Genomic DNA, 10,146 nt, shown 5'->3' with positions numbered 1-10,146 from the left:
TAAGTTCATTATAAAATCCGCCAGATTTTTTAATCATTTACACGAACATTAATTTTATAAAGAGCATACTCTATACGCTTATTTTTTTTTCAAGAACTCAAAAAAGCGGAAAATCCCAGATTTAAAAATCTGAGTTTCCGCTTTTGTCATTTCAAGGATGGACTATTGTCTCAGCCTCTTCTAATTTATTCTGAAGATATTTTTACTTTCTCTGCAGGTGCTGATACTTCTTTTTGTTCTTTTCGGCCTTTCAACTTATACTTCATTAATCTCATGGCATTGAAAATTACCACCAAGATACTACCTTCATGAACCAACATTCCGATAGACATATTCATCCATTCGCTGAAGAAGACGCTGGTCAACAAGACCAACACTACGCCAATTGCAATCACGATATTTTGTTTCATATTATTTGCGGTGGCTTTTACTAATCCTAGTGCGTGAGGCAAGTTGCTGAAGTTCGAGTTCATTAAAACGACATCGGATGTTTCAATCGCTACGTCCGTTCCGCTTCCCATTGCAATGCCAATGTCTGCTAAAGCTAAGGACGGACTATCGTTAACGCCATCTCCAACAAAGGCTACAATTTGACCACGTTGTTGAAGTTTTCCGATATAAGCCGATTTGTCTTCCGGCAACATGTGGCCGTGAGCTTCGGTCAGACCAAGTTCGCCGGCGACCACATCAACGGTTCCTTGGTTATCTCCTGAAAGAACAACTAGATTTTTCACGCCCAAGTCTTTTAATTCCTGCAAATTAGCTTTCACACCCGGACGGACTTGATCGCGAATGCCCATCAGTACTTTTAATTCACCGTCGACCGCTGTCAAAACGAGAGAGTTCCCTTGTTGTTCAAACCGTTTGACATCTTTTTGCACTTTTGTGCTGAGAGTGACATTTTCTTTTTCCATCAAGGCCACATTCCCAACAGCCACTCTATGTCCAGCTACACTTGAAACGATTCCGCCGCCTTTCACGACTTCAGTTTCTTCAACAGGATAAAAGTTTGTTTCGCCAATTTGATTTAAGACCGCTTTTGCTAATGGATGATCTGATTCCCGTTCCACACTGGCCAGATAGCCAAGCGTTTCAGCAGAATCTTTTTCATACAGTTCAGTCGCTGCAACGGTTGGGTTTCCGACAGTTAAAGTACCTGTCTTATCAAATACAATTGTATCCACATTGCTGAAGTCTTGAATGACTTCACTCCCTTTTAAAAGAACACCGTTACGAGCACCATTCCCAATACCGGCAACATTTGAAACAGGAACCCCGATAACCAAAGCACCTGGGCAGCCGAGAACTAAGATTGTGATAGCTAATTCAGCATTTTGACTGACCAACCAAACAATAAATGCCAGCACCAAGACGGCTGGTGTATAATATTTGGAAAAGCGGTCAATAAAGCGTTCGGCTTCAGACTTAGAATCTTGTGCTTCTTCCACGAGTTCAATAATTTTTCCAAATGTGGTGTCCTCACCAACTCGGTCAGCTCTGATTTGAATCGTTCCGTTTTCTAAAATGGTTCCTGCAAAAACTTCTGCATCAGCTTGCTTGTTAACCGGAACAGCTTCACCTGTAATGCTAGCTTCATTGATATGCCCTTCACCCGTAAGGACTGTGCCATCTACTGGAACTTTCGCACCCGTTTTAACGAGTAAGATATCCCCTTCATCTATATCATCCACGTCTACTTCTTCAAATTCGCCATTATCCATTTGTTTCAAGGCGCTTTCGGGTGCCATTTCAGTCAATTCTTTGATAGCAGATCGCGTTTGGTTTAATGTTCGGTGTTCCAAGTAGTGTCCGAATAAGAATAAGAACGTGACAATAGCCGATTCTTCATAATTTTGAATAAAAAGCGCACCAATCGCTGCAATACTGACTAAGACATCAATACTGATGACTTTGACTTTCATTGCTTGAAACGCTTGAATGGCAATTGGCATAATCCCAAAGACAGAGGCGATGATCAAAGACCACTCTGAAAGTCCTACGTTTTCTAAAACAAAGTGACTGAAGAAACCGAGTACGATGAACAATCCACTGATGACGGTGATAACATTTTTCTTGCTTAATATATATTTTTGCATGTTTTTTCCCTCCAAATTTAATTTCTCTTTTATTGATAAACACAATATAAGATAATTGCCTAAGTAATTAATTGACTGACATCAAGTTTAGAAAGTTCTCTTTTATCGTTTCTAAGCACCTCGAATCGGATTGCAACAAAAAAAGCAATCCTGAAAAAATAGTTTTTCTTCCAGAATTGCCTAGTTCATTTAATCTGTTAAGCGGCCTTGACTTTTGTTTTAAGGACCGGATAGCCTACGTTTTCGATAGCTTTTTGAATCTCTTCAATCGAAGTGACAGCTGAATCAAAATCGACTTTGACTTTGCTGGAGTTGAATAATACTTTAATGCTGTCTTTATCAACACCGTTAACTGATTTTACGGCACCTTCAATTTTTTGCATACAACTTGGACAAGACAACGTTTCTAATTGCAATATAGCTTTTTCCATAATTCCTATCTCCTTTATGTGTTTTTATTTTATCGGCAGCAGATGAATGAACACTGCCTTTTCCTCTTTACAACTATAATATAGCTCACTTTTAGCAAACGAAAATTGACGCATATCAAGTTCGGCACTTCTTTTTATCTTTTTGCTCAATTCACCATCTTAATAGTCTTTTTCTGCCCCTTATTGTCATCAGAATAATAAGAAATTGGTGGATAATCTTGTCTGCGTATAAACCATACTACAATCGCGCCAATAAACAGGGCCAGAGACAAGGCTTGCGAAACGCGGATCCACTCGCCAATCCATAAACTGTTCGTTCGCATACATTCAATGAAGAACCGACCCACTGAGTACCACAAAACGTAACTCAAAGCGACTTCTTCTTGACGCAAAAACTATTTTTCGGTTCCGTATAGTGACGATGAGGACAAAGCCCAACAAACTCCACAATGACTCGTATAAAAAAGTCGGATGGTAGTAGGTACCATTGATATTCATTTGTTCATTTTTTTGCGTCATTCTAGTCATGGTGATGCTGAACAAGATTCCGGCTAAGCTCCATGGAAACCAAACAGTGAATACGCTTTTAGCTCCCTGATCACTCGCTTCGTAATACGCCACTTTTCCGTGTCCGATTACGCCGGCTCTTTTTACAACTTCCTCTTCTTTTTCCATAGCTAGCCTATCTGCCTCAACAATGTTAGACGTTTTTGCTTCGCCGCCAATCGTATTCTTGGTGAAAGGGACGACAAAGAATGCACCCGCTGCTGACAACGTGATGGCAACTATCACCCAAAAATAAGGCACATTCACCCCTACTTATTTTTACGTTTTGCTCGGCAACCCTATCTTAAAGAAAAATAAAACAAAGAAACTTGAGAATTATCATGTTTGTGCTTTTATTTTTCCAATGAATGAGGTCGTTCTGTCTTAAAAGAGCCAAAAACGGACAGATGGAAGCAAAAGCACTGAGTTCTGTCCCGTTGTTAATGAAGAGCGACAGAACACCAACGTGTAGAAAAAAGTGTGTCCGATTATTCGCTGTAAAGCAATAAATCATCTAAATCCTGAATCTTGATTCTTTTCCCAGACAGCTGTTGAATCAATCCCTCGTTCTCCAATTCTCCTAATTTGCGACTGATGGTCTCAGGTGTCGTTCCTAAATAGGAAGCAATGTCCTTTTTTGCCATCGGCAGGGTGATGGTGGGAGAGTTGCCCATTTCAGGTTCCACATTTTCTGCCAAAAACAAAACTAAACGGGTAATGACACTCTCCACGGCTACTTGTGCGGTTTGGCGTTCGGATCTTTCTAACCGTTGCGACATCTCTCCTAGCAGCTTTAATGAAATTGCAGGAAACTCTTTTAGTAACTCTTGTACATCATGTTGTTGAATCATGCAGACAGACGTATCTCGAGTAGCTTCTGCGTATTCCTCGTGCACAGCATCAGGATTGAACAATGTCCATTCTCCCGTAAAGTCACCCGGATTCAAAATACGCACTAGTTGCTCTTTGCCAGAATCAGACAAGCGATAGATGCGGACTTTTCCGCGATTCACAATATACAAGGCATCATCTTTTTCTTGCGAGCGAAACAGAAACGCCCCTTTTTGATAGTGCTTCGTGTGCGCTTTTTCAGCGATGCGATCCATCGCGCTTTCCTCCAAATGATTGAATATCGGGACTAAGCGGATACAAGCTGAGTGGTCTCCTGCTGCATGTGGTTGGGTGTATTGAGTCAATTCGTTCTTCCCCTTTATCAGTTTACTGTCCTTTTTTTAGCTTTCCTATATTTAGCATAAAGGCCCCTACCTCAAAATATTTAATTTCTAAATGTATGTTTCCGAAAAAACTAATCTTCATCCTCATCAAACGCATCGTCATCTTCCAATGCCTCTTTGCCAATGAACGCTTGTAGCATCCAAATGTTTTTATCTAAGTCATTTTTAAAAGCAATCAGTGTATCTTCTAAAGCATCGTCACCCTCATCTTGTGCTAAACGAATAGCACGAATCGTTAAGTCACGGGTACGTCTGAAATCTTCGATAATATTTTCAACCATGTCTTCTGCTTTAGCATATTTATTGACGGCATCTTCTGAAAGCATGGAATATTTTTCAAATTCAGCGGTGGTTGAAGCCGGTTTATGACCGGAAGTAATCAAGCGTTCTGCTAGTTTGTCGAACCATTCTTCGTTTTGATTATACAATTCTTCAAATTTTTCATGCAGGGTGAAGAAATTAGCGCCATTTACATACCAGTGATATTGGTGCAATTTCACATGTAAAGTATGCATGTTTCCTAAAAGATGATCCGAAATGGCCGCTGCATTAATTTTTGTATGATGGACATGTTCCTTGTGTTCTTGTTCTTCTTGCAATCTTTCTTGGGGTGTTCTTTCTTGAGAAGCTTTATTTTCAGTCATGATCTATTCCTCCTATAATTTTGGTTTGTTTAAAATAGCTTCCTTTGATGCCTCCTTTTCCTTTACTGAATTTAGTATAAAGGCCCCCTACCTCAAAAAAATTGACGTGCATCAAGAAAAGCATTTCTTTATAGACGCCAGACTTCTCTATTAAATTCAACTGAAATAATCAAAGGAATGAAGTCGTTCCCTCCAAACAAAAATTTTATTAAAGTAGGGCCTAAAAAAGAATAGCAACTATGCTTTGTCAAGAGACCTGACTGCTATTTTTTTGCTTGTTATTCTTCAATTACCAAATGTCTTGCCTTGCAGTATATTTAATGCTCTTTCTCACTAGTATTGCATGCAACACTAGTGAGAAAGAGTATTAATAAGATTAACCTAGACGAATAACTTTACTTTATTTATGTCATACCATAAATAAAAATTGAAAAGAATTCTTTTATTTATTTTTAGTAGATCGATTAATAGGAGTTTTAGCTTATGGAATACCTATATTATTATTAGTTTTGACTGGTTTTATTTTTATGACGGTTTGTCAAAGACGAATTTACAATTTAAGTGCAACACATAAAAATTTCAAAAAAAGAGCCACAGTTTTCCTTTAAAATAGATGTGCCACCAACTACAGAAAGGAAGAAAACTATGAATCCATATTATCATCTTACCATTAATAAACGCGAAATAATATTCCTATTGCATGAGCAAGGAAAGTCTTTAGGATATATTTCTAAGCAACTAAATCGTGCAAAATCAACAATTTCAAGAGAACTAAAGCGGAATACTATTCAAGAAAAAAGTTATTCTCCCTCAAAAGCACAAGAAAAGTATCAGCAAAGAAAGAGAAGAAAGTGTGGTCGTAAACGCATACTTCTAGATACAGAAATTCATTCTCGGGTACAACGACTCTTTTTGGAAGAACAATGGTCTCCAGAGGAGATTAGTGCCCGAATGAGACTAGAAATAAATCAGCAAGCTCTTAGTTATAATACGATTTATCGTGCAATATATCACGGAGATTTTGATGAATCGAATCTTTCTCACGGCAATAAAGGTGCAATTCGTAAGTTAAGACATCGAGGTAAAACACGACACACAAAAAATTATCGAGAGCGCCGTGGAAAAATACTAATTTCGAATACGATTCATGAACGGCCATCTGCTGCCAATGAGCGCCGTGAGATTGGTCATTGGGAAGCTGATACTGTAGCCGGTAAAACAGGTAGGGCTTGTATTGTAACTCTAGTCGATCGTAGATCTCGTTTTTCCCTACTTGGTAAGGTTGAAAAGAAAATCTCTAAAAATGTGATTGATTGTATGATCAATCTACGAAGAAATGTAGGAGAAGATAAATGTAAAACCGTTACACCCGATAGAGAAAAAGAATTCTCCCAACATAGTCGAATAACGCTAGAATTAAATGGCACTAAAGTGTATTTTCCAGATCCACATGCTCCATGGCAACGTGGTACAAACGAAAATACTAATGGTTTATTACGAGAATATTCACCTAAAGGTGAAGATATTTCAGGTATTTTCGATAGTCAAATTCACGAATGGGCGAATAAATTAAACACGCGACCACGGAAATGTCTAAATTGGAAAACCCCTTATGAAGTATTTTTTAATGAATCGTTGCACTTAATCTGACAATTGAAGGGATAAAAAAGGCTATAATCTATTCAATTATAGCCTGCATAACATATAAAATTGTTTCTACATCAATCTATCTATTACTAAGTCGTTAAATCGCAGCTAATGCGTTATCTAAGTCAGCTATGATATCATCCACATTTTCAATTCCGATAGATAAACGGATTGTTTCAGGTTTAATGCCACCTTCAGCTAGTTCTTCTTCAGTTAACTGACTATGGGTCATTGAAGCCGGGTGAACCACTAATGATTTAGCATCTCCAACATTCGCTAATAGAGAGAATAATTCTAGATTTTCAATGAATTTAACTCCACCTTCATAGCCACCTTTAACACCAAAGGTAAAGATTGAACCTGCCCCTAGAGGTAAGTATTTTTCTTTCAAGCTATAATATGGGCTACTTTCTAATCCCGCATAATCAACCCATTCTACTTTGTCGTGTTGCGCTAAGAATGTAGCCACTTTCTCTGCATTTTCAACATGGCGATCCATACGTACATGTAATGATTCTAAGCCTTGAACTAATAACCAAGCATTGAAAGGTGAAATTGAAGCCCCAGTATCTCGTAATAGCGTCGCACGAATTTTTGTAGTATAAGCTGCTGGGCCAAAGGCATCTGCGAAAACAAGATCATTATAAGTTGGATCTGCTTGACTTAAGCCTGGGAACTTATCATTTTGTTTCCAGTCAAACTGTCCACTTTCTACAATTACCCCACCGATTGACGTACCGTGACCACCAATAAATTTAGTCGCTGAATGGACAACGATATCTGCACCATGTTCAATAGGACGCGCTAGATAAGGTGTTGCAAAAGTATTATCAACGATTAATGGAATACCCTGTTTATGCGCTATTTCAGCTAAGCCACTAATATCTTCAATATTTCCAGCCGGATTGCCGATTGTTTCTACAAATACAGCCTTAGTATTGTCTTGAATAGCTTGGTCTACATTCGCTAAATCACTCGTATCTACTATCGTCACATCGATACCGAAGTCCTTGAAAGTATGTTCAAATAAGTTGTGGCTTCCGCCATATAGGTTAGCTGTCGCTACAATGTGGTCTCCTGCTTTAGCTAAAACTTGAATAGCATAAGTAATAGCGGCCATACCCGAAGCGACAGCCAAACCAGCTGAACCGCCTTCTAAAGCAGCCACTCTACCTTCAAAGACGCCCTGAGTAGGATTTGTGATTCGCGTATAAATATTGCCACCTTCTGCTAAGGCAAAACGATTAGCGCCCTGCGCTACATCATCAAAAACGTAAGCTGTTGTTTGGTGTAAAGGAACAGCGCGTGACCCTGTTTCATCAATCGTTTGAGCAGCGTGAATGGCTTGTGTCTCAATTTTATAGTCTTTAGTCATAATAATTTCCCCCGATTTTGTAATTTTTTTCATAAAAAAGCTTCCATCCCTTGCTTCTGCAAAGGATGAAAGCTACTTCATGGTACCACCTTAATTTATTATATTATCGCTAATATAAACTCACAGAGTACGTTAAAAAATCATTGTACTCTCTCCCTGTAACGGGGGCTCCCGAATAATCCTCACCTATCTTAGGCTTAAACTATTATGCTCCAAGACCATTTTCTTCTAATCTCCTTGACCTACTTCCACCACACATAGGCTCTCTAAGCAAGTGTCATAAAATACTTATCTCATCATCGCGTACTGTATATATTGTTTAATACATATTAATGGCATTTTGATGATAAGTCAACTATTTATTTTTAATTTTTATTTCATTTTAAGCGTTTTGCTAAGCTTAATTCACTATATTAATAAAATTTAGCGCATAACTTTTTAAAAATTAGTTTTATACCTTCATCAATTTAATTTTTGCTTACAGGTAGTCTCTTCGCAACTTTTACTTACTCATTAAATTACTGCTGATACTTTTTCTAAACCTGTTATGCTTATACTAACACCTTCGATTCCAAAGGATAAACGGGTTGTTTCAGGCTTTATGAGAAACCTATCATCATAAATACCACCTACAAGTATTATCGACTTAGCTTATTTTTATAAAAATCGTTCGAGTATTTGTTTGGTTTCTTCGTCGTTTAATTCAGATTGATTGGCACTTTGAGAGACGGAATGGATGATATCCGCTAGATTGATTTGTTGCATCTCTGCTTCAACGCTACGTTGCAATTGATCATATTTTTCCGCTAAAACACCCTGGATATTACCACCTACGATACAGGCAGGTGCTGTTTTCTCATCTACACGGAATATTTGCTGTTCTTCGTCGATAGCTTGATAAATATCATAAAAAGAAATATTTTCGGGATCTCTACTTAATTTTGGATTTGCCTTACCAGATTGGCTAGTAATCAGGTCGGCCTTTTTGAGGCTACTCATAATGCGTCTAACAGAAACGGGATTAGCATTCACACTTTTGGCAATCACTTCACTAGATAAGTCCGTACCTTGAAGCATCTCGATATAAACTAAAATATGAATAGCATCACTAAACTTTACTGAATATTTCATCTGAATATCCCACCTCTTTTCTCTTGACTTATTATAGCACATTCACTATTATTAACCTGTAACTTTAATTATTACAGGTAAAAAAAAGGAGTGTTTATTCATGAAATATTTAGTAACTGGCGCAACAGGTGCCTTTGGTGGGCTCGCATTAGACAAATTAAATACATTAGTTCCCGTATCAGATATCCACATCTTAGCACGTAGTGAAGAAAAAGCTGCACCACTTGCTGAAGCTGGCTATACAGTACACATCGGCGATTACTTAGATAAAGCATCTTTAAAAGCGGCTTTCACAGGTATTGACCGTTTATTACTTGTTTCATCAGCACCTGGCACTCGTCAAGAAGAACATCAAAATGCAATTGATGTAGCCAAAGAAGCTGGCGTTAGCTTTATCACCTATACAAGCTTCGCCCGTGCAGACCAATCTTCTGCCGACCTAGCAACTGACCACCGTTATACCGAACAAGCCATCAAAGCATCCGGCATTCCTTTTACAATTTTAAGAAATAACTGGTACTTGGAAAATGAGCTTCCGCTAGTAGGTGCGGCTTTAAACAGTGGCAAACTATTATACACCGCTGAAAATGGTAAAGCTGGTTGGGCATTACGCCGCGAATACGCTGAAGCAGCTGCGATCGTTTTAGCTGGTGAAAAAACTTTCCCTGAAATCCTAGAACTATCTGGTAAACCAGTAGACTACGCAACTTTAACTAAAGCACTAGCAGAAGCAACAGGTAAAGAAATTGCCCCTCTAGAAACTAACGACGAAGCATTCGTTAAAAATTTAACTGACAATCAATTACCAGAACCAGTAGCAGGCTTCTTCCTAGCGATTCAAGGAGACATCAAAAACGGTGTATTAGATGTACAATCAGACGACTTTGAAAAGGTATTAGGCAAACCGCTAACACCGCTTGTGGACGCCTTTAAAGAATTACTTCAATAATTTCATATCGTTCAATAAACCCTTCTTCAAAAAAAAATCAAAAGACCCTACTAGCTAGCCATAACGGTCTAAAATGGACCCTATAGAATGGA

General features: G+C 38.4%; 8 protein-coding genes, 2 pseudogenes and 1 other annotated feature. Of the genes and pseudogenes, 2 read left to right on the top strand and 8 right to left on the bottom strand.

The window, feature by feature from the left end:
- Positions 1 to 185 precede the first annotated feature (185 nt).
- The 6 genes and pseudogenes from EF384_RS08935 to EF384_RS08910 form a co-directional block, all read right to left on the bottom strand.
- A complete protein-coding gene (locus tag EF384_RS08935; RefSeq protein ID WP_123781277.1) occupies positions 186 to 2,096 on the bottom strand; it encodes a heavy metal translocating P-type ATPase in 1,911 nt (636 codons plus the stop codon).
- 197 nt (positions 2,097 to 2,293) lie between these two features.
- Positions 2,294 to 2,527, bottom strand: coding sequence for a heavy-metal-associated domain-containing protein (locus EF384_RS08930; protein ID WP_072614529.1), 234 nt, complete (start codon positions 2,525 to 2,527; stop codon positions 2,294 to 2,296).
- A gap of 146 nt (positions 2,528 to 2,673) precedes the next feature.
- Positions 2,674 to 3,031 (bottom strand): annotated as a pseudogene (locus EF384_RS09960) (prolipoprotein diacylglyceryl transferase family protein); the annotation flags it as partial.
- Positions 3,023 to 3,334 (bottom strand): annotated as a pseudogene (locus EF384_RS08920) (hypothetical protein); the annotation flags it as partial. The pseudogenes EF384_RS08920 and EF384_RS09960, both read right to left, overlap by 9 nt.
- 227 nt (positions 3,335 to 3,561) lie before the next feature.
- Positions 3,562 to 4,269 (bottom strand): Crp/Fnr family transcriptional regulator, encoded by a 708-nt coding sequence (locus tag EF384_RS08915; protein ID WP_094518673.1) that lies wholly within the window; start codon positions 4,267 to 4,269, stop codon positions 3,562 to 3,564.
- A gap of 110 nt (positions 4,270 to 4,379) precedes the next feature.
- Positions 4,380 to 4,952, bottom strand: a complete 573-nt coding sequence (locus EF384_RS08910; protein ID WP_123781273.1) for a Dps family protein — start codon at positions 4,950 to 4,952, stop codon at positions 4,380 to 4,382.
- 645 nt (positions 4,953 to 5,597) lie between these two features.
- Here EF384_RS08910 and EF384_RS08905 point away from each other — a divergent pair.
- Positions 5,598 to 6,602, top strand: coding sequence for an IS30 family transposase (locus EF384_RS08905; protein WP_123781271.1), 1,005 nt, complete (start codon positions 5,598 to 5,600; stop codon positions 6,600 to 6,602).
- Positions 6,603 to 6,696: 94 nt separating this feature from the next.
- Here the strand turns inward: EF384_RS08905 and EF384_RS08900 are convergent, their stop codons facing one another.
- A complete protein-coding gene (locus EF384_RS08900; RefSeq protein WP_123781279.1) occupies positions 6,697 to 7,974 on the bottom strand; it encodes an O-acetylhomoserine aminocarboxypropyltransferase/cysteine synthase family protein in 1,278 nt (425 codons plus the stop codon).
- A gap of 58 nt (positions 7,975 to 8,032) precedes the next feature.
- Positions 8,033 to 8,283, bottom strand: a binding site (T-box leader).
- 348 nt (positions 8,284 to 8,631) lie between these two features.
- Positions 8,632 to 9,105: an Rrf2 family transcriptional regulator gene (locus tag EF384_RS08895; protein ID WP_123781269.1), complete on the bottom strand. Its 474-nt coding sequence runs from the start codon at positions 9,103 to 9,105 to the stop codon at positions 8,632 to 8,634.
- A 100-nt stretch (positions 9,106 to 9,205) separates the two neighbouring features.
- Here EF384_RS08895 and EF384_RS08890 point away from each other — a divergent pair, with 100 nt between their 5' ends.
- Positions 9,206 to 10,054, top strand: a complete 849-nt coding sequence (locus EF384_RS08890) for an SDR family oxidoreductase (RefSeq protein WP_123781267.1) — start codon at positions 9,206 to 9,208, stop codon at positions 10,052 to 10,054.
- The last annotated feature ends 92 nt before the right edge of the window (positions 10,055 to 10,146 follow it).

This window comes from Aerococcus agrisoli (assembly GCF_003797145.1).
Lineage (GTDB): Bacteria > Bacillota > Bacilli > Lactobacillales > Aerococcaceae > Aerococcus > Aerococcus agrisoli.
Note: the sequence above shows the minus strand (reverse complement) of the source record. Positions and strands in the feature narration are given on the sequence as shown.

What these genes read in the sequence shown, in the direction of transcription:
- EF384_RS08935 (WP_123781277.1), bottom strand. Translation starts at nt 2,096, where the DNA reads ATGCAAAAATATATATTAAGCAAGAAAAATGTTATCACCGTCATCAGT.
- EF384_RS08930 (WP_072614529.1), bottom strand. Translation starts at nt 2,527, where the DNA reads ATGGAAAAAGCTATATTGCAATTAGAAACGTTGTCTTGTCCAAGTTGT.
- EF384_RS08910 (WP_123781273.1), bottom strand. Translation starts at nt 4,952, where the DNA reads ATGACTGAAAATAAAGCTTCTCAAGAAAGAACACCCCAAGAAAGATTG.
- EF384_RS08905 (WP_123781271.1), top strand. Translation starts at nt 5,598, where the DNA reads ATGAATCCATATTATCATCTTACCATTAATAAACGCGAAATAATATTC.
- EF384_RS08900 (WP_123781279.1), bottom strand. Translation starts at nt 7,974, where the DNA reads ATGACTAAAGACTATAAAATTGAGACACAAGCCATTCACGCTGCTCAA.
- EF384_RS08895 (WP_123781269.1), bottom strand. Translation starts at nt 9,105, where the DNA reads ATGAAATATTCAGTAAAGTTTAGTGATGCTATTCATATTTTAGTTTAT.
- EF384_RS08890 (WP_123781267.1), top strand. Translation starts at nt 9,206, where the DNA reads ATGAAATATTTAGTAACTGGCGCAACAGGTGCCTTTGGTGGGCTCGCA.